23 protein-coding genes are annotated in these 18,323 nt (G+C 66.3%); 15 read left to right on the top strand and 8 right to left on the bottom strand.

Translation table 11 applies throughout. From position 1 onward, the window contains the following. Window positions 1-25: 25 nt before the first annotated feature. Together FXF75_RS14415 and FXF75_RS14410 are read right to left on the bottom strand one after the other, a co-directional pair. A complete protein-coding gene (locus tag FXF75_RS14415) occupies window positions 26-1,840 on the bottom strand; it encodes a ribosome biogenesis/translation initiation ATPase RLI (protein WP_163522546.1) in 1,815 nt (604 codons plus the stop codon). Between the two features lie 3 nt (window positions 1,841-1,843). Next, a complete protein-coding gene (locus FXF75_RS14410) occupies window positions 1,844-2,152 on the bottom strand; it encodes a hypothetical protein (protein ID WP_163522545.1) in 309 nt (102 codons plus the stop codon). A gap of 143 nt (window positions 2,153-2,295) precedes the next feature. Here FXF75_RS14410 and FXF75_RS14405 point away from each other — a divergent pair, with 143 nt between their 5' ends. Then, a complete protein-coding gene (locus tag FXF75_RS14405; protein WP_163522544.1) occupies window positions 2,296-2,577 on the top strand; it encodes a helix-turn-helix domain-containing protein in 282 nt (93 codons plus the stop codon). A 150-nt stretch (window positions 2,578-2,727) separates the two neighbouring features. Here the strand turns inward: FXF75_RS14405 and FXF75_RS14400 are convergent, their stop codons facing one another. Beyond that, window positions 2,728-4,596 carry a PINc/VapC family ATPase gene (locus FXF75_RS14400; protein ID WP_163522543.1) on the bottom strand — a complete coding sequence of 623 codons (1,869 nt, stop codon included), beginning with the start codon at window positions 4,594-4,596 and terminating at the stop codon, window positions 2,728-2,730. A gap of 120 nt (window positions 4,597-4,716) precedes the next feature. On the opposite strand from FXF75_RS14400, the gene FXF75_RS14395 reads away from it, so the two are divergent. Genes FXF75_RS14395 through FXF75_RS14385 form a run of 3 tightly spaced genes read left to right on the top strand, consistent with a single transcriptional unit; the run spans window position 4,717 to window position 6,317 of the window. Continuing rightward, window positions 4,717-5,304, top strand: coding sequence for a hypothetical protein (locus FXF75_RS14395; protein ID WP_163522542.1), 588 nt, complete (start codon window positions 4,717-4,719; stop codon window positions 5,302-5,304). Further along, window positions 5,301-5,906 (top strand): hypothetical protein, encoded by a 606-nt coding sequence (locus FXF75_RS14390; protein WP_163522541.1) that lies wholly within the window; start codon window positions 5,301-5,303, stop codon window positions 5,904-5,906. The genes FXF75_RS14395 and FXF75_RS14390 overlap by 4 nt, the downstream gene beginning before the upstream one ends. 30 nt (window positions 5,907-5,936) lie before the next feature. Then, window positions 5,937-6,317 carry a hypothetical protein gene (locus tag FXF75_RS14385; protein WP_163521995.1) on the top strand — a complete coding sequence of 127 codons (381 nt, stop codon included), beginning with the start codon at window positions 5,937-5,939 and terminating at the stop codon, window positions 6,315-6,317. Here FXF75_RS14385 and FXF75_RS14380 read toward each other — a convergent pair whose 3' ends face one another. After that, a complete protein-coding gene (locus tag FXF75_RS14380; protein ID WP_163522540.1) occupies window positions 6,318-7,454 on the bottom strand; it encodes a pentapeptide repeat-containing protein in 1,137 nt (378 codons plus the stop codon). It abuts the gene before it with no gap. A 136-nt stretch (window positions 7,455-7,590) separates the two neighbouring features. Here FXF75_RS14380 and FXF75_RS14375 point away from each other — a divergent pair, with 136 nt between their 5' ends. From FXF75_RS14375 to FXF75_RS14360, 4 genes are all read left to right on the top strand, one after another. Next, window positions 7,591-7,860: a glutathione S-transferase N-terminal domain-containing protein gene (locus FXF75_RS14375; protein ID WP_163522539.1), complete on the top strand. Its 270-nt coding sequence runs from the start codon at window positions 7,591-7,593 to the stop codon at window positions 7,858-7,860. A gap of 81 nt (window positions 7,861-7,941) precedes the next feature. Continuing rightward, a complete protein-coding gene (locus tag FXF75_RS14370) occupies window positions 7,942-8,211 on the top strand; it encodes a hypothetical protein (protein WP_163522538.1) in 270 nt (89 codons plus the stop codon). A 212-nt stretch (window positions 8,212-8,423) separates the two neighbouring features. Further along, window positions 8,424-9,566, top strand: a complete 1,143-nt coding sequence (locus FXF75_RS14365) for a M20 family metallopeptidase (protein ID WP_163522537.1) — start codon at window positions 8,424-8,426, stop codon at window positions 9,564-9,566. Window positions 9,567-9,627: 61 nt separating this feature from the next. After that, window positions 9,628-11,160: a carboxypeptidase M32 gene (locus tag FXF75_RS14360; RefSeq protein WP_163522536.1), complete on the top strand. Its 1,533-nt coding sequence runs from the start codon at window positions 9,628-9,630 to the stop codon at window positions 11,158-11,160. Between the two features lie 4 nt (window positions 11,161-11,164). Here FXF75_RS14360 and FXF75_RS14355 read toward each other — a convergent pair whose 3' ends face one another. Next, window positions 11,165-11,722, bottom strand: a complete 558-nt coding sequence (locus tag FXF75_RS14355; protein ID WP_163522535.1) for a hypothetical protein — start codon at window positions 11,720-11,722, stop codon at window positions 11,165-11,167. Window positions 11,723-11,839: 117 nt separating this feature from the next. On the opposite strand from FXF75_RS14355, the gene FXF75_RS14350 reads away from it, so the two are divergent. Then, window positions 11,840-13,321 carry a carboxypeptidase M32 gene (locus FXF75_RS14350; RefSeq protein ID WP_240334656.1) on the top strand — a complete coding sequence of 494 codons (1,482 nt, stop codon included), beginning with the start codon at window positions 11,840-11,842 and terminating at the stop codon, window positions 13,319-13,321. A gap of 22 nt (window positions 13,322-13,343) precedes the next feature. Here FXF75_RS14350 and FXF75_RS14345 read toward each other — a convergent pair whose 3' ends face one another. Then, window positions 13,344-13,787 carry an RDD family protein gene (locus FXF75_RS14345; protein ID WP_163522533.1) on the bottom strand — a complete coding sequence of 148 codons (444 nt, stop codon included), beginning with the start codon at window positions 13,785-13,787 and terminating at the stop codon, window positions 13,344-13,346. Between the two features lie 132 nt (window positions 13,788-13,919). On the opposite strand from FXF75_RS14345, the gene FXF75_RS14340 reads away from it, so the two are divergent. After that, window positions 13,920-14,675: a YqjF family protein gene (locus FXF75_RS14340; RefSeq protein WP_240334655.1), complete on the top strand. Its 756-nt coding sequence runs from the start codon at window positions 13,920-13,922 to the stop codon at window positions 14,673-14,675. A 117-nt stretch (window positions 14,676-14,792) separates the two neighbouring features. On the opposite strand, the gene FXF75_RS14335 is transcribed toward FXF75_RS14340, so the two are convergent. Beyond that, entirely contained in the window at window positions 14,793-15,059 is a 267-nt protein-coding gene (locus tag FXF75_RS14335; RefSeq protein ID WP_163522531.1) for a co-chaperone YbbN, read from the bottom strand. Window positions 15,060-15,257: 198 nt separating this feature from the next. Between FXF75_RS14335 and FXF75_RS14330 the strand changes: the two genes are divergently transcribed. The 5 genes from FXF75_RS14330 (at window position 15,258) to hisE (ending at window position 17,647) form a co-directional block, all read left to right on the top strand. After that, complete coding sequence (locus tag FXF75_RS14330; RefSeq protein WP_163522530.1) at window positions 15,258-15,422, top strand: preprotein translocase subunit Sec61beta; 165 nt, start codon at window positions 15,258-15,260, stop codon at window positions 15,420-15,422. Between the two features lie 125 nt (window positions 15,423-15,547). Then, on the top strand, window positions 15,548-16,144 hold the full coding sequence (locus tag FXF75_RS14325) for a hypothetical protein (RefSeq protein WP_163522529.1): 597 nt from the start codon (window positions 15,548-15,550) through the stop codon (window positions 16,142-16,144). 52 nt (window positions 16,145-16,196) lie between these two features. Further along, window positions 16,197-16,814, top strand: coding sequence for a pyridoxal 5'-phosphate synthase glutaminase subunit PdxT (pdxT, locus tag FXF75_RS14320; protein WP_163522528.1), 618 nt, complete (start codon window positions 16,197-16,199; stop codon window positions 16,812-16,814). Between the two features lie 36 nt (window positions 16,815-16,850). Then, window positions 16,851-17,303 carry a bifunctional nuclease family protein gene (locus FXF75_RS14315; protein WP_163522527.1) on the top strand — a complete coding sequence of 151 codons (453 nt, stop codon included), beginning with the start codon at window positions 16,851-16,853 and terminating at the stop codon, window positions 17,301-17,303. Then, complete coding sequence (gene hisE / locus FXF75_RS14310; RefSeq protein ID WP_240334654.1) at window positions 17,300-17,647, top strand: phosphoribosyl-ATP diphosphatase; 348 nt, start codon at window positions 17,300-17,302, stop codon at window positions 17,645-17,647. Before FXF75_RS14315 ends, hisE begins: the two co-directional genes overlap by 4 nt. A 302-nt stretch (window positions 17,648-17,949) precedes the next feature. Here the strand turns inward: hisE and FXF75_RS14305 are convergent, their stop codons facing one another. Next, window positions 17,950-18,264: an ASCH domain-containing protein gene (locus FXF75_RS14305; RefSeq protein WP_163522526.1), complete on the bottom strand. Its 315-nt coding sequence runs from the start codon at window positions 18,262-18,264 to the stop codon at window positions 17,950-17,952. Window positions 18,265-18,323 lie beyond the last annotated feature (59 nt).

Genomic DNA, 18,323 nt, shown 5'->3' with positions numbered 1-18,323 from the left:
CCCGGGAAAATCGACGCGTACCGCGTCAGGGCGCGTAGTAGTACTCGCCCGACTTCTTCTGCTCCTTGTCGAGTTGACTGCCCGGCTTGTTGATGCGCGGGCGGCCGACGTTCTCGTCGCGCCGGAACGTGATGTCGAGGTTGGCGAGGAAGTCGTTCATCCCCTCGCGCATCCCCTTCGGTTCGCTCGCGCGGCCCTGCACCGCGGGTTCGCCGTCGAACACCATGAGTCGGTCGGCGAGCAGGTCTATCATGTAGATGTCGTGGTCGATGACCATCACGGTGGCGTCCTGCTGTTCGGCGAACCGCCGGATGGCGTTGGTCGCGCGGACCCGCTGTTCGACGTCGAGGTACGCCGAGGGTTCGTCGAGTAGGTAGAGGTCCGCCGACTCCGAGAGGGTGGCCGCGATGGCGACCCGCTGGCGCTCGCCGCCCGAGAGGTCGAGCAGGTTCTGCTCCATGATGCGGTCCAACTGGAGCGGTTGGCCGATTTCGGTGTTCCAGTACGACGACCCCACCTTGTCGGTTATCGAGCGCAGGAACGCCTCGACCTGCATCGGTTGGTCGATTTCGATGTACTGGGGCTTGTAGGCGATGTCCAACTCGAAGCCGAGTTCGCCCTCGTCGGGGTCGAGTCGGCCGGCGAGCAACTCGGCGAACGTCGATTTCCCGATACCGTTCGGGCCGACGATGCCCAGTACCTCGTTCTGGCGGATGGTGCCGCCTTCGACGTCCAGACCGAACTCGCCCTCGCCGTAGGACTTCGAGACGTCGGGATACTCGACCAGCGTGTCGGCGCGCGACACCTGCCGCGGGGCGTGTTCCTCGAACTCGATGGCGTCCGGCCGGATGCGCATGTTCTCGTTCTGGAGGTACCCCTTGAGGTACTCGTTGATGCCGTTGCGGACCGATTTGGGGTCGGTGATGACACCGTACGCGCCGGGTTCACCGTACGCGACGTGGAGGTTGTCGGCCACGAGGTCGAGGATTGCGAGGTCGTGTTCGACCACGAGCATCGACTTACCGTGTTCCTCGGCCATCTCCTGAATCAGTCGCGCGGCCTTCACGCGCTGGCTGATGTCGAGGTACGGCGTGATTTCGTCGATGAAGTAGAAGTCCACGTCGCGGGCCAGACACGCCACCAGCGCCACGCGCTGGAGTTCGCCGCCCGAGAGGCTGTCGATGTCCTGCTCGCGGACGTGTTCGATGTCGAGTCGTTCGAGCAGGTCGTCCAGCACGCCCCGCTCGTCCACGTTCTCCAGCAGTTGCTCGGTCGAACCGTCGAACTGGTCGGGAATCTTGTCCACGTACTGGGGCTTGCGCGCGACGCTCACCTCGCCGTCCCGAACGTCGGAGAGGTAGTCCTGTAGCTCCGTGCCGCGGTACGCGTCCAGCACCGCGTCCCACCCCGGCGGGTCGCCGTGCTGGCCGAGGTTCGGCGCGAGTTCGCCCGCCAGAATCCTGACGGCCGTGGTCTTCCCGATACCGTTGGGACCGAGGATGCCGGTGACCTGCCCCTCCAGCGGGACCGGCAGGCCGTACAGCGAGAAGGCGTTCTCGCCGTATCGGTGGACCGGTTCGTCGTCGAGTTCCTGCGGCAGGTTGATTATCTCTATCGCGTCGAACGGACACTTCTCGACGCAGATACCGCAGGTCTCGCCGAGGCAAATCTCCTCGCTGATGTGTACTTGGTCGGGGTCGCCCTCGTCGGCGTCGTCGCCGCGCAGCGTGATGCACTCCTTGCCCGTCCGATTGGGCGGGCAGTAGTTCTTACACTCGTAGTTGCATCGGTCGGGTTGACACCGTTCGAGGTCCACGACCGCGATACTGTCGTCCGCCATCGGTTAGAAGGTGACTCCGTTGGTCAGGAGAATCGTCCACGTGACGAACCACAGCGAGAACGTCATGAACAGCACGTAGAGGTGGTCCTTCGTGGAGAAGTCTTCGACGTCGATGCCGAGTACCTGTAGGATGGGTAATTGGACGAAGACGAACGCGCCCACGATACCCAGCGCTAACTGGTCTTTCGCCGCGGTGCCGAGAAACATCGCGGATACGAACGCCGCGGCGATGCCGCCTAACGAGGCGATGGCCGTCACCGTGACGCCCCTGATGTGGGATGCTCGTCGCTCGGATGCCTGTTCGGTCGCCATGACTGTCCTTCAGTGACGCGAGTTGAAGGCCTTTTTGTTACGTTCGGAACCCGCTGGCCCGACCGAGTCGCCGAGCGCCGCCACCGAACAGTGCCAGACGTTCTCAGTACTTTTATACTGGTCGGGTGTTTCGATTCGTAACGATGGCAACTCAGTCCGAGTTAGAGGACATCGACGACCTGCCGCCCAGTGCGAAACTGGTTTTCAAGGTGCTGGAGTACAAGGGTGCGCTCACCCAGAAACAGATAGTCGAGGAGTCGATGCTATCGGCCCGTACGGTCCGGTACGCGCTCGAACGACTCGAAGAACTCGACGTCGTACAGGAGGACGTCTACTTCGCCGACGCCCGCCAGAACCTCTACGAGATAGACGTCGCGTGCGACACCTCGGCCGACTCCGCCGACGCCCAGAAGTGCGCCGAGTAGCCGCGTAATCCCGTCTCGCCGACTGGTCGTCAGAGCGCGACCCGCCGAGTCGGTCGCGCGTGCCACAAGTATCTCAGCCGTGCCTATCGCGCTGAGATACCGCGTCTCCTCGCTGTCCTCGTCAGTGAACGTTCGCCGGCGGGCGTCCGACTACGCTCGCACGATAGCGATTTGTTGCTCGCGGTCGATGGCCCGTTCCAGTTCCTCCGCAATCGCGCTGCCGCGCGAGACCTGAATGTCGCCGCCGCGACCGACCGTCGCCGTGAACAGGTACTCGCCGTCGGCCTGCACCTCCACCGTCTCCCCGGCGTGGCCGTCGGTCGGGATGACGATGTGCCGGGAGGTGATGTCCGGCGTCACGACTTCGCCCTGCGTGGCCGTCGCACTCGCGGCGCTCGCTCCCGCGCCACCGCCCGCGCCGGAGGCCGACTGGGGTAGTTCGTCGAGGGTGCGCACGTCGATGTCGATGCCGAGGCGGTTCTCGATGTCGTCGATGCGCCCGCCGCCCTTGCCGATGACGTAGGAGATGTCGTCGTCGCTGACGTACACCGTGGCGCGGTTCTGGCCCTGCACTTCCACCTCGACCGGTCCGCGAGCGACCGACTGAATCTCCCGCTCTATCTCCTGCTTGGCCAACTTCGAGACGCCGCCCTCCTCGCGTTCGCCCTCGTTCAGCGGCACCGTGACGACCTGCCGGTTGAAGGTGTAGATTTCGTACTCGGGGCGGCCGGTCTCGAAGTCCTGAATCATGATGACCGGTCGCGCGAGGTCCTCCTCCATCAGGCCCTCGGGCACCTTGACCTGCGTGGACACGTCGTACACCTTGTTCACTTCCCCGGCCTCGATGTAGACCACGGTGTCCACTATCTGGGGAATCATGCCGAGTTCGACCCGGCCGACGAGGCGCTGGAGCGCGTCGATGGCGCGGGTCGCGTGGACGACGCCAATCATACCGACGCCAGCGAGTCGCATGTCGGCGAACACTTCGAAGTCGTCGGTCTTGCGCACCTCGTCGTAGATGGTGTAGTCGGGCCGGACCATCAGCAGCGAGTCGGCGGTCTTCTCCATCTCGCCGCCCAACTCGGTGTACTGGGTGATTTCGGGACCGACCTGCAGGTCGCGGGGTTTCTCCATCGTCTTGACCGCGAAGTCGTGGTCCACGAGGAACTCGCCGACCGCCTGCGCGAACGTGGACTTCCCGGCACCGGGCGACCCGGCGATGAGGACGCCGCGCTGGCGTTCGAGGAGTCGGTCCTTGAGTTCGTCGGCGTGCTCGTAGTCCTCCATCGACGTCTTGACGATGGGCCGGACCGCGGTTATCTCCCACCCGTCGGCGAACGGCGGTTCCGCGATGGCGATGCGGTAGTCGCGGAACTGGACGATGGTCATGCCGGGTTCGTCGAGTTCGATGAACCCCTCGTCGCTCTCCTTCGCGCTGTCGATTATCTCCTGTGCTATCTCCCGGACCTCCGCTTCGTCGGTCGGGTCCTCGCCGATGGTCTGGTAGTGCATGTCGCCCACGTCGCCGCGCTTGGCCATCGGTTCGACCCCGGCCTTGAGGTGGACGCTCATTGTCTGCTCGTCGAAGTAGTCCTCGACCGAGAGGCGGCCCACGTCCGTCTCCTCGACCCGCGGGGAGACGTACTCGACCTCGATGCCCTTCGCCTGCGCGACCTCGCTCTGGACCACGTCGCTGGTGACGAACACCGCGTCGTGTTCGGCCGCGAGTTCCCGAATCAGGGCGTCTATCTCGCCTTCGCTGGCGCGACCCTGCTCGTCGGCGTCGGGACGCTCGCCGACGTAGTCGAGTTCGATGGTCCCCTCGTCGGCGAGGTCGGCGAGTCGCTGGAGTTCCGAGAGACCGTCCCACCCGCTCTCGGTCCCGCCGTTGGCCTGCGCTTCGAGTTCGGCCACCACGGCCTCGGGCACCAGTATCGTCGCGCCCTCGAAGTCGCCGTCCTCGATTCGGTCGGATATCCGACCGTCGATGACGACGCTCGTGTCCGGTAGTACGTTCATACGCGCCTTTTGGTGCGGCGCGTTGATACTCTTTACGAGGGGGCCACGCGCGTCGGCGGGCCAGCGAACGCGCGTTCGCGGGGCAACAACCTTCAATCGCGTCGGCCCCCTCTCACTGGTATGGGTGTACTCGAATCGCTCACCGACGACGGTGGCGTGGTGAGTTGGGTCCTCGTCGGGGTCCTCGCGCTGGCGGTGCTGGAGAACCTCGTGGACGGCGACCTCGTCTGGACCGCGTTTCTCGTCGCGACGGTGGTCGTCCTCGTCCTTCCGGCGGCGGTGTTGCGCGACCCCCACGCGATGCTTCCGCCGACGGTGACCGCGCTGGCGGTTCTCCCCGGCGTGACGCGGGCGGTCGGTCCCGCGTGGGCCACCGAGTACGCGACCTACGTCGGGGTCGCCGCGGTGTCGCTCGCGGTCGTGGCCGAGTTGACGCTGTTCACCGAGGCCGAACTCTCGCCGCGGTTCGCCGACGCGATGGTCGTCCTGACGACGATGGCGGCCATCGGCGCGTGGGCGGTCCTCCAGTTCTACTCCGACCGCTACCTCGGAACCGAGTTCCTCGGGTCGGCAGAGGCCGTGATGTGGGAGTTCGTCCGAGCGACCGCGGCGGGCGTCGCCGCCGCCGTCGTCTTCGAACTCTACTTCGAGTACGAGACGAGCAGCGACACTACTATCGCCGATTTACTGGAGGGTGACTGCGGGTGACTGAACTGCTGTCCGACGCCCGCGAACGACTGGCCGTCCACCTGCTTCAGGCCGGACTCGTCGCCATCGCGGCGTACGGTCTCCTCAGCGGCGAGATGGGCGTCGCCGTCAACGCGGTCGTCGCGCTGGCGGTCACGTTCGTTCCGGCGCTGCTCCGGCGGGACGCCTGCGTCTCGATGGACGTTAGTTACGTCCTCTGGCTCGCGGTGGCGGTGTTCCTGCACGCGGTCGGCATGCTCGGTCCCTACCAGAACGTTCCGTGGTACGACGCCGTGACCCACGCCCTCTCGGCGTCGATAGTCGCCGGCGCGGGCTACGCCACGGTCGAGACGATACACCGGAACTCCGAGCGGACGACTCTGCCCGAGGAGTTACAGTTCGTCTTCGTCTTCATCTTCGTGATGGCGTTCGGCGTCCTCTGGGAGATAATCGAGTTCGGGGCCGAACTGCTGGCGGGGTTCGTCGGCGCGAAGGTGCTGGTCCAGTACGGACTCGACGACATCGTCAACGACCTCGTGTTCAATCAGGTGGGTGCGCTCGTCGTCGCCGGGTGGGACGCCTCGCGACCGGAGGAGGTCGTAGACGAGGCGACGGACGACTGATTTATCCGCCGCCGTCACGTAACGCGGTTCATGCGTCACGAACACCTCGTGGTCACGGTCGAGGCCGGACTCAAGGAGCGCATCGACGCCGACCTCGAATCCGGCGAGTCGCTCGAATCGTGGGTTGCCGACGCGGTGGAGCGGAAACTGGCCGCCGAGAGCGAGGAGGGAGACGATGCCGAGGGGGTCCGTGAGCACGACGAAGACCGCGGCGTCGAATCGGGCCGCGAACCCGACGGTCGTCGCGGCGGCCCACCGGACCGCGACCGAGACGACGGACGCGGCGTCGGGACGGGCCACCGCGGGTGGAACGGGACCGCACGGGACCGCGCCAGCGACGGCGACGACGCGGACGAGTCCGGCGACGACTACGACGAGGGGTTCGAGTACGTGGACGACTGCGGCATCTGATTACTCCGACCACGTCACGTTCCGAGTGAGGACGAACACGAGCAGCGCCATCACCAGTTGGCCGAGCAGCGCCTCCGACGCGGCGATTGGTTTCGCCCCCAGTAGCGGTTGCATGTCGCCGTACCCCAGCGTGGCGAACGTCACCGTGCTGAGATAGAGGCTGTGGGGGAACACCACGAGGATGTTGTACCACATGTTGGAGTCGTAGGTGTACCTGACTGGTGAGCCACCGGGCGTCGCTCCGAGTACCTCTCCGAAGAACGGAAACAGCAACGCACAGGTGAAGATGATGACCACGGCCGTTCCGATTACCCGCCACGGGTTCGACCCGTACCCGGTCGTCCACCGCCACGCCTCCTTGCCGAGCGCTCGCGGGTAGGACTGGAACTCCCACGCCTCGCGCCGTCGGACGTTCTTGCGCTGCTTGTAGTAGTTCCGCGAGGCCTGCGTCAGGCCGTTCTCCTCGGCGAGTCGCTGGAGTTCGTTGTACGTCCAGTGGGCGGCCTCGTACCGACTGAGTCGGTCTGCGTCACGTCCGGACCGTCGCCTGCGAAGCGCCGCGAGTCGCCCCTCGTCGGTCGATTCGACTAGTTCCTCTTCGTACACGACGCTGTCGCCGAACGTCGTGGACTCGTCGATTCTGGCGTTGTCGAACACCGCGTAGTGGAGTTGCGCTCCGGTCAGGTCCGCGCCGCGGAGGTCGGTGCGGTGGAACTCGGTGTGTTCGAGGTTCGAATCCCGGAGGTTCACGTCGTGCGCATCGACTCCCTCGAAGTGCGAATACCGGAGGTCGGCGTGGCTCAAATCGGCGTTCTCTAGGTTACAGTTGACGAACCGAGAGTCGGTAATCGTCTTCCCGGCCAGCCACTTTCCGCCGGACAGTTCGACGTCGCGGAAGATGGCCCCGTCGAGGCGCTCGCCGATTTCGGGTGCGGCGTCCTCCAGCACGCGGGTCGGCTTCTGCGCGACGTCGGCGTGCCAGATGCACCGCTCGGTATCGCCCCAGACAGGTCGCCAACAGCAGACACCCCCGAGATTGGAGACCGCGCTGGCCTCGTGGACGTGTCCGCATCGGTTCTCCGTGGAGGACGTCCGCTCCCGGGAAACGTCTGATACCTCCCCCGATGTAGACTGCATCTCCCCAGACATAGACTGCTTTTCGTCCGGAACCTCTTTCAGGTTATGCCCGAGGAGTCGCGTATCGGCCACTCGGAGTTCGGTCGCTCGGGGTTCGGCCACTCGGGTTTACCGACTCGGGGACGTACCCGCGGACGTGCTCGAACTGTATCAGGCCGAAGGCTGTCCGTACTCGAAGAAAGTCCGGAAACAGATGCAGGCGCTCGGACTGTCCTACGTCGCGCACAACCCCCGTACACACGGCGGCGACGTGCGCGACGAGCAGGCCCACGAGCGACTGCTCGAACTCGGCGGCGAGGACCAGATTCCGTTCCTCGTAGACCCCGAGCGCGACGAATCGCTCTACGAGAGCGACGACATCGTCCAGTATCTCGACCGACACTACGGAGACACCGGCGGTACCTGACCGGCGCAGCGCGAAGGCACCCCTATCGGAGTGTCCGGGGAGGCCACCACGCCTTTTCTCGCTGACCCCGTCCACCCTCACATGGTCGATATGCAAGCGATTCACGACGAGATATACCGCATCCGGGAGGAGACCGACGCCAGCAGGGAGGTTCGCAAAACCCTCCAGTCGATAGAGCGCTCGCTGTCGGGGATGGAGTCCGACGAGGAACCGCCGGGGAAGTACGCCGACCGAATCAAGGAGGTCCGAGCGGAACTCGACCGCCTCTCGGACGACACCGAGGGCGAGACCGCCCGAGAACTCGACCGCCTGCGCGAGCAAGTCCGGGAGTACGAGCAGGAGGACGCGTAGGTGCGAGCGGACGGGTAGGCGCGAACCGGGAGAACGTATTCGAACCGCACTCCGTCGCGATAGTCAACTTCTGGTCTCCTCGACCTTCTGGCGTCCTCACTGCCCGAGCGTCCTCGTTCACTACCGGGGATACGGTCGCTACCGAACGGCAACCGGAGTGTCGCGGTTCCGCGACCCACGTTTTGAAGCGCCTCGCGGTCCACGGCCGACACATGAGCGAAGTCGTCGAGTTGACTCGCGAACTCGTCTCGATTCCGAGCCACGACGACGAGACCGAGGCGGGCGACTACGTGGAGAACTGGCTCAGGGAAGAGACCGACGCCGAGGTGACGCGCGACGACGCCGGGAACGTCGTCGCGCGACGCGGCCCCGCCGACGCCGCCTCGCTCGCACTCGTCGGCCACCACGACGTGGTGCCCCCCGCCGACTCCCAGACCACGGCGACGGGCGAGTACGTCGTCGAGGAGCGCGACGGCCGACTCCACGGACGGGGCACCGCCGACATGAAGGGCGCGGTGGCGGCCGCGATGCTGGCGTTTAGGGACGCCGCGGCGGGCGACACCGCGGGCAGTCGGACGCAGTCCGACGACGCCGACCGCGGCGGTTCCGACGGTGACTCGCCCCCGGAACTCGTCTTCGCCAGTTTCGTCGGCGAGGAGCAGGGCGGTGTCGGTGCGCGAGCGGCCATCGAAGACGGCTTCGCGCCCGACTACGCCATCGTGGGCGAAGGCTCGACTGGCTACTCCGCCCAGGGCGTGACCGACGTGGCGGTCGCCCACAAGGGTCGCCGGGGGAGCACCGTCACCGCTCGCGGGTCGGCCGCCCACGCCAGCGAACCCGAGGCGGGCGAGAACGCGGTCTACCGGGCCTGCGACGCGGTGGACGTGATTCGGGACCTCGACTTCCCCGCGGTCGAGGTGCTCGGCGAGGAGGTCAGGGGGAGCGTCGCAGTGACCGAAATCGACGGCGGGAGCGCGTGGAACGTCATCCCCGAGTCGTGCGAGGTGACGGTGGACGAGCGAACCGTCCCCGGCGAGCGCGCGCCGCTGGAGCGCGTCGAGGACGTGGCGGGCGTCGAGTGGACCGTCGAACAGGACCTCCCGCCGATGCGGTGCGACGACGCCGACTTCGCCGAGACCGTACTGGCGGCCGCGAGCGACGCGCAGGCGGCCGACCCAGAACTGGTCTCGAAGCCCCACGCCACCGACGCGGGGTGGCTGGCCGAGGCGGGCACGACCTGCGTGGTCTGCGGCGTCGCCGAACCCGGCGAGGCCCACACCGACGCGGAGAGCGCGAGCATCGAGGTCGTCGAACGCTGTTACGACATCTATCGGGGCGCGGCCGAGCGGTTCTGAGGGGCGTCGTTTCGATTCGAAATCCGCGCTTTGATAACGCCTGACAGCGTAGCCCTCCCCGATGGCAAGCGAAGCCGCCGCCGACGAGGCGTCCGAGACCTACTCGGAGTTCATCGACAGGGTAGAGCGACTGACGAACCTCAGGAACGCCGGGGGCGTCCTCGGCTGGGACCAGGAGGTTATGATGCCCGAGGGCGGGACGCCCGCCCGCTCCAAGCAGCGCTCGGCGCTCTCGACGGTGACGCACGAGATTCTCACGTCCGACGAGATGGCCGAGATGCTCGACGAACTGGAGGACGAGAACCTGACCGACGAGCGGGAAGCGGTCGTCCGCGAGGTCCGGCGCGAACACGACCGGGCCGCGCGAGTGCCCCAAGACCTCGTGGAGGAGATTTCGCAGGTCTCCTCGGAGGCGATGCCCGTCTGGAAGGAGGCCCGGGAGGAGGACGACTTCTCGACGTTCGCGCCCACCCTCGAGAAACTGGTCGAACTCAAGCGCGAGCAGGCCGAGCACATCGACCCCGACCGCGACCCCTACGAAGTGCTGTTTGAGGACTACGAACCCTACCTCGGCATCGACACCGCCGAGCGCGTCCTCCAGCGCCTGCGCGACGAACTCGTCCCGCTCGTCGACGCGATTCGCGAGAGCGACGCCGACCTCGCTACCGACACGTTCGACGGCGAGTACGACACGGACACGCAGGAGGACCTCGCCCGTGACGTTCTCGACACCCTCGGCTACGACTGGAACCACGGCCGCCTCGACACCGCGCCCCACCCGTTCTCGTCGGGCAACCAGTTCGACGCCCGCGTCACGACCCGGTTCAGCCCCGACGAACCCCTCGGCGCGCTGATGGCGACGGTCCACGAGTTCGGCCACGCCACCTACACGCTCGGTCTCCCCCGCGAACACTACGGGACGCCGCTGGGTAGCTCGCGCGACATGACGGTCCACGAGTCCCAGTCGCGCCTCTGGGAGAACCACGTCGGCCGGTCGGAGGCGTTCTGGGAGCGCTTCCTGCCGAAGGTCAAGGAGCGCTTCCCCGACAAACTCGACGACGCGAGCGTCGAGGACGTGTACGAGGCCGCCAACGAGGTGTACGAGGACAACCTCATCCGGGTCGAGGCCGACGAACTCACCTACCACATGCACATCGTGGTCCGGTTCGAAATCGAACGCGACCTCATCCGCGGCGACCTCGACGTCGAGGACGTGCCCGAGGTCTGGAACGACAAGTACGAGGAGTATCTTGGCGTCCGGCCCGACTCGGACGCCGAAGGCTGTCTGCAGGACATCCACTGGAGCCACGGCGACTTCGGCTACTTCCCGACCTACTCGCTCGGGAGCGTCCTCGCGGCCCAACTGTTCGACGCCGCCGAGGACGACATCGAGAACCTCGACGAGAAGGTCGCGGCGGGCGACTTCGAACCGCTCCACGACTGGCTGACCGAGGAGATTCACCGCCACGGGAGTCGCTACACGACCGACGAACTGATTCGGCAGGCCACCGGCGAGGAGTACACCGCCGACTACTTCCTCGACTACGTGAAGTCGAAGTACGGCGACCTCTACGAACTGGACGACTACCAGTAGAGCGTCAGTTCCCTTCGAGCGCCTGCTTCAGTTCTCGCGCCGTCTTCTGCTCGCTCACGTGTAACAGGAACTCGCCGCTCCACTCCCCGGATTCGAGTTTGTCAGCCAAGCCCGGTGCGAGTGTCGCCTCGTAGAGCATCTCGCCCTCGAAGTACGTCCGGAGAGGGTGGTCGTCGCGGTTCTCGAACGCGCCCGCTCGTTCGAGTCCGTCGGCGAAGTCCGCGGTCCCCTCGTCCGTCAGCGTCACGGGGAGGCGATAGCCGTCGCCGGTTCTGGCCGGTTCCACCTCGTCCACCGAGGCCACGTCCGCGCCGGTCACGAGTTCGATTTCGCGGTCGCCGTCCGCGACGACGATTCGGAACGCGCTCGCGTCGGTGGTGGCGGTCCCGTCGTCCGCGGTCGGTTCGTCACTGGAGGGAGTCTCACCACTCGCGGTGGTTCCGTCTGTTTCGGTCGTTCCGTCGTCGCTGTCGGTCGAAACGGCGTTTCGGACTCGACTGCAGCCGGACCCGCCCACCAGCGCGAGACATCCCGCCGCGAGGACCTGTCTTCGGGAGTGCATGCGAAAACGTTGACTAATTATCACCTTAAGCGTTCGGTGTAGGACGCGTACTGGTGACTACCCCCACGCTCTCGCCGCCACCCTCATTTTGATACGTCGGGAATGCGAGGTGAGTGTATGGCCGACGCGTACGACGACCTCCTCGACCGATTCGGACGAATCTCCGCGCTCGGAGACAGCGGCGGCGTCCTCTACTGGGACCAGCAGGTGACGATGCCCGAAGGCGGGACGCCTGCCCGCTCGAAGCAACTCTCGGCGCTCTCGGCGGTCACCCACGAGAAACTGACCGACGACGAGACCGGCCGACTGCTCGACGCCGCCGCCGACGAAGACCTGACCGACGAACAGCGAGCGGTCGTCCGGGAGATTCGCCGCGAGTACGACCGCGAACGGAAGATACCGGAGTCCCTCGTGGAGGAACACACCCGCCTCCAGTCGGAGGCACAGGACGACTGGCGGGAGGCGAAGGCGAACGACGACTTCTCGGCGTTCGAACCCACGCTGGAGCGACTGCTGGACCTCCGCATCGAACGGGCCGAACACATCGACCCGGACCGCGACCCTTACGAGGTCATGTTCGAGGACGGCGAACCCTACCTCGGACTCGACACCGTAGAGCGCATCTTCGAGGAACTGAAGGACGGACTCGTCCCGCTCATCGAGGACATCCGGGCGAGCGAGGACGTGCCGCCCGTCTTTGATGGAACCTTCGACACCGACACGCAGCGAGAACTCTCGGAGGCGGCGCTGGACCTGCTGGGCTACGACTGGGACCGCGGACGCCTCGACACCTCGACCCACCCGTTCACCTCGGGGACTCAGTTCGACGCCCGCATCACGACCCGGTTCGACGAGTCGGACCTCCTCGGCGCGCTGAGTTCGACCATCCACGAGTTCGGCCACGCCACCTACGCGCTGGGTCTGCGCGACGACGCCTACGGGACGCCACTCGGCGACTCGCGCTCCCACGGCGTCCACGAGTCCCAGTCGCGGTTCTGGGAGAACCACGTCGGTCGGACGAAGGAGTTCTGGGAACTGTTCCTGCCGACCGTGAAAGACCACTTTCCGGAACTCTCTGACGTGACGCCCGAGGAGGCCTACCGGGCCGCCAACCGGGTGGAGGCCGACAACGTGATTCGCGTGGAGGCCGACGAACTCACCTACCACATGCACATCATCCTGCGGTCCGAGATAGAGCGCGAGTTCGTCTCGGGCGACCTCGCGGTGAGCGAGATTCCGGCCGCGTGGGACGACAAGATGGAACAGTACCTCGGCGTCCGGCCCGACTCCGACGCCGAGGGCTGTCTGCAGGACATCCACTGGACCGGCGGGTTCGCCCGGTTCCAGAACTACACGGTCGGAAGCGTCCTCGCGGCCCAGCTCTGGGCGACCATCGAGGACGAACTCGACGACCCCCGCGGCCTGATTCGGGAAGGCGACTTCGAACCGCTCCACGACTGGTTCCGCGAGAACGTCCACCGCCACGGCCAGCGCTACACCACCGACGAACTGATTCGGCAGGCCACCGGCGAGGAACTGACCGCCGACTACTTCCTCGACTACGCCGAGGAGAAGTTCGGCGAAATCTACGACCTGTAACCCCGGGAGCGACGGTTTCTCGCTACGCACCGCGCTCGTCAGCGTCTGCGTCGGAATCGGTTCGGACGACCACCGTGTTCGCGGCGAGGTCGCCGAGGCGCTTGCGGCGCTCGGTGAGCGCGATGCTGGCGAGTCCGAGGAGGTAGCCGACGGGAAGCCAGTCAACGAATCGGAACGCGGTTCGCGTCGCCGCGCTGGCGTAGGACGGGCGCTCCCCGTCGTCGCCCGCGACGGCGATACCGACCGCGCGTTTGCCCGCCGTCTGTCCGCCGGTTCCTTCGAGGACGACGTGGTACAGGTTGGCGACAGCGAGTCCGAGCAGTGCCCCGAGTCGGCGGCGTTCGCGGCGCGAATCTCCCAGTCCGACCGCGACGCCGACCACCGTCGCCCCGACGACCACCGCGTCCGCGAGGTAGGCGGTGACGCGCTCCCGAACCGTCGCTGTCTCGACGTGGGCGGACTGCACGACTCCTCCGACGACCGCGACCCCGATGAATCTTCTCGCCGGAACTCCTCGGAGGCCCTAACGACTATTGGCCGACGGAGCGTCGAACGCGACGAACGGTCACGGACTCCAACGATGGTCGTCTGGCTTCATATGGGGTGGCGCGACGTGCTGTTCGCCAACTGGTCGGCGGACCCGAGCGTCGTCGCCCCGCACGTCCCCGACTCGGTCTCGCTCGACACGTACGACGGGCGGGCGTGGCTCTCGGTCGTCGCGTTCGTCAACGTGGACGTGCGCCCCCGCTGGCTTCCGGCCGGAACCGGTATCCGGATTCCGGAGGTCAACCTCCGCACCTACGTCACCCGCGAGTGGCGACCGGCCATCTACTTCTTCAACCTCGACGTGTCCGACCCGTTCACGGTCCTCGGCGCGCGACTCACTCACCTCCTGCCGTACTACCTCGCGTCCATCTCGGTCGAGTCCCGCGACGACCGGGTCCGGTTCGAGAGCAGACGCCACCATCCAGGAGCGCGACCCGCGAGGTTCGACGCCACGTACGGGCCGGAGGGCGAGCGGTTCGAGACCGAGCGCGGGTCGCTGGCCGAGTTCCTCACCGAACGCCACCGCTACTACACCGAATCGCCGAGCGGACGGCTTCGGTACGCCGACGTTCACCACCCGAAGTGGCCGCTCTACGACGCCGACGCGACCGTCGAGGAGAACTCGCTGTTCCGAGCCAACGACTTCGAGACGCCCGACGCCGACCCCATCTGTTACTACAGTCCGGAGGTCAGCGTTCTCGCCTCGCCGAACCGCCGCTGGACGCAGTCCGCGGTCGAGGTGGAGGCCGCCGCGAGCGATGGCGACGACGGTCGCCCGCCCAGCGAGCGACTCCAGCGACCGCCGTAGTCCGGCGACCGTCGGAGTCTCGGGGTCGCGACTCTCGTAATCGAGGACCGCCGTACTCTGGCGGGTGTCGTCACTCTCGGATGACGAGTCTTCCGTAAAAGATGCTGATTCGGACGGTTACGCGCCGGCCTCTTCGAGGGCGTCTTCGAGTTCGTCACGCTGAGTGACCCCGACGAACCGCTCCACGACGCCGTCGTCGTTCTCGACGACGATGGTCGGGATGGAACGGACCTGATACTCGTTCGCCACATCTTGGTGTTCGTCTACGTCTATCTTCTCGAATTCGACGCCGTCCCAGTCGCCCTCCATCTCTTCGAGAATCGGGTCTTGAGTCTTGCACGGCCCACACCAATCCGCGTAAAAGTCCTTCAGTGTGACAGTCATCGTGTTCTTCCGAACGTATCTTCGCCGCGCGCATAAGGGTTTCCCACCGACGCGACTTTGCCGCGTTCCCGCCGACCGCCCCGCCGGTCAGACGACCCTCGATTCGACCCCGTTGGCACCGAACTGCTCCGATTCGGCGTTTCGACCCTACCACCCCACTCCGAAAGGTTTACGCGAACGGCGAACGCAGCGTCGAACATGAGCAGTGGCCAGAACTCCGGCGGACTGATGTCCAGCGCCGGACTCGTCCGGTACTTCGACGCCGAGGACCGCAACGCGATACGCATCGACCCCAAGACCATCGTCGCCTTCGGCGTCCTCTTCGGCGTCTTCATCGAAGTCCTGAACGTCCTCGGACTGTAGTCGGCGAACGCACCGATTCGACGTCGCGGCTTTCGACTCTTCACTTTTAGTCCGTCGTCATCGTGCCGATTTCGCGCCGTCGAGACGGCCGTCAGCGCTATCCCAATCGTCGTCGGCGTTCCCCTATGCGCGTCCCGTTCGCCAGCACCGCCGACCCGGAGCGCGACCGTCGCGTCGATGCGGACTCGACGAGCGCCACCGGACTCGCCCCTCGACTCGCCGCCAGAATCGCCGAGGGAACGAGAGCCGGGTTCGTCGCCACGCTCGTGATGACAGCGTACCGGCTCCCGGTCTCTCGCTCGTTACCGCCGACCGCGCGGTTCTGGTCGACGTTCGTCTCCGGCGACGACCCCGACGACCATCCGATAATCGCGCTCGCGCTCCACCTGCTGTACGGCACCGTCGGCGGAGCCATCTTCGGCGCGCTGACGCCGTTCGACGCGGGGAGTCCGGCTAGTTCCCCTCGTTCACCCACGGGAGACGAGTCCGACCGTTCGACGGACGACGACCACCGCCAGACCGCCTCCCGCGAAGTAATCGGTCTGCTCTGGGGGACGGTCTACGCGCTCGCGCTCTCGGTCTTCGGCGAACGCGTCGTGTTGGGGCGAGTCCTCGACATGGACCCCGAGGTGGACGAGCGCCTCGTCTTCCACGCGGGCCACCTCGTGTACGGTCTCAGCCTCGGGACGCTGTTCGGGTCCCGGACGAGCGACGAGGAGTAGGCCGGCGTCCCGAGGCGCGCCACTTTTGCTCCCCGAATCCGTAGCAACGGACATGACTCTCAGAGCGGGCGTCGTGGCGGTGCAGGGCGACGTGAGCGAACACGCCGACGCCCTCCGGCGCGCCGGCGCGGAGTACGGTCGAGAGACCGAGGTCGTCGAGATTCGGACCGACGGGACGGTCCCGGACTGCGACCTGCTGGTGATGCCGGGCGGGGAATCGACGACCATCTCGCGACTGCTCCACGCCGAGGGCATCGCCGAGGAGATAGTCGCCCACGTCGAGGCGGGCAAGCCCCTGTTGGCGACCTGTGCGGGCCTCATCGTGGCCGCGACCGACGCCGGGGACGACCGAGTCGAGACCCTCGGCGTCGCGGACGTGACCGTCGAACGCAACGCCTTCGGCAGGCAGAAAGACAGTTTCGAGGCACCGCTCGACGTGTCGGGACTGGACGACCCCTTCCCCGCGGTGTTCATCCGCGCGCCGGTCATCGCCGACGTCGGCGAGGGCGTCGAGGTGCTGGCCGAGTGGGACGGCCGCCCGGTCGCGGTCCGAGACGGTCCGGTGGTCGGCACTTCGTTCCACCCCGAACTGACGCCCGACTCCCGGATTCACGGCCTCGCGCTCTTCGAGAGCGACGTAGCCGAGCGCCCCACGGCGCCCGGCAAGTAGGGCAGACTTTTCTTTCTGGCCGCCGTCGGGTGGCGTATGAACGCCGACATCGACGCGGTGCGCGTGGCGATGACCGACGACGGGCCGGTCCCAGTCGTCGTACTCGCCGCAGACGACGAGGACGGTGTACTCCCGATTTTCATCGGCTTCGACGAAGCCGTCAGCATCGCTCGCGGCATGGAGGCCGAGGACATCGGCCGCCCGCTGACCCACGACCTGACGCTCGACCTCGTTGAGGAACTCGGCGGGCGAGTCACCCGCGTCGTCGTCTCGTCGCTGGAGGACAACACCTACATCGCCGACCTCCACGTCGATACGCCCCGCGGCGACACCGTGGTTGACGCCCGGCCCAGCGACTCGCTGGCGCTCGCGGCCCGGACCAACGCCCCGGTCGAGGTCGAACCGGACGTGTTCGAGTCGGGGCGGCGCGACCGCGAGGAGTTCGACCAACTGCAGGACATCCGGGAGGTCGCGGAACTAAACCCATGAGCGGAGACCAGACCGGCGAGTCGTCCGATGGAGTGGGCGACGCCACCGACTCGGAAGCGACCGACGCCGTGCTGGACGAACTGTTCGCGGTCGTGGAGGACCGCAAGGAGACCCTACCCGAGGACTCCTACACCGCTTCGCTGTTCACCCACGAGAAGGGCGAGAACGCGGTGCTGGAGAAACTCGGCGAGGAGACCACCGAACTCCTGCTGGCCGCGAAGGACGACGACCGCGAGGAGATAGCCCACGAGAGCGCCGACATCGTCTACCACCTGCTCGTGCTGCTGTCGATGAAGGAGATGGACCTCGCGGACCTGCGGGCGGAACTGCGCGAGCGGCGCTGATTGGACTTCCTTCCCTCTGGATACAGTTCTCGTTCTCCACCCGAGATTCGTTCTCCAGTTTTTCGTCGTGCGGTCGGCGCGCGCTGGCGGACCCTCGTGGTCCGCCGATATGCGCGAGGGTGAGCATCGCAGGGAGCGCAGCGACCGAGAAGCGCAGTCGGTTGGGGAGGCGTGAGGTCCGCGGTTGCGGTGCGGAGACTCAGTTGTACCGGCAGTAGCTAGCTTCACATCGCCCCTTCACTCAGAAACTCCACGACATCAAGAAACGCCACCGTATCGAGAACCCATTACGCCGAAAACCCTTACTCCACCTTCTCGAACCGGTGGCGGACCACTTCGCTGTCGTCGCACCACTCGAAGTTCTCGTGCGCTCGGTTCAGTATCTCGCGGTACTCCTCCAAGTCCGCCATCCCCTCGGCGCGGGCGTCCTCGTCGGTCAGGTCGCCGAGCGTTCGCTCGCTGACCTCCACGACCTCGAACGACTCGCCGTCCACCTCGAACTGGTCGCCCTCCTCGGCGTACTGGTCGCCGCGGTGAATCTGGGTAATCTGGCCGTCCTGTGCGCCCCGGCGCATCCGCTCGTTCGGGAGCAGGTCGTCGGCGTCGATTGTCGCCATGCCACACGGTTCGGACCCGACCGGGAAAACGATTCGCGTACAGGCGCAATTTCCGGTCC

Origin of the sequence: Halorussus sp. MSC15.2 (genome assembly GCF_010747475.1) — an archaeon.
In the GTDB taxonomy this organism is placed as follows: domain Archaea; phylum Halobacteriota; class Halobacteria; order Halobacteriales; family Haladaptataceae; genus Halorussus.
Note: the sequence above shows the minus strand (reverse complement) of the source record. Positions and strands in the feature narration are given on the sequence as shown.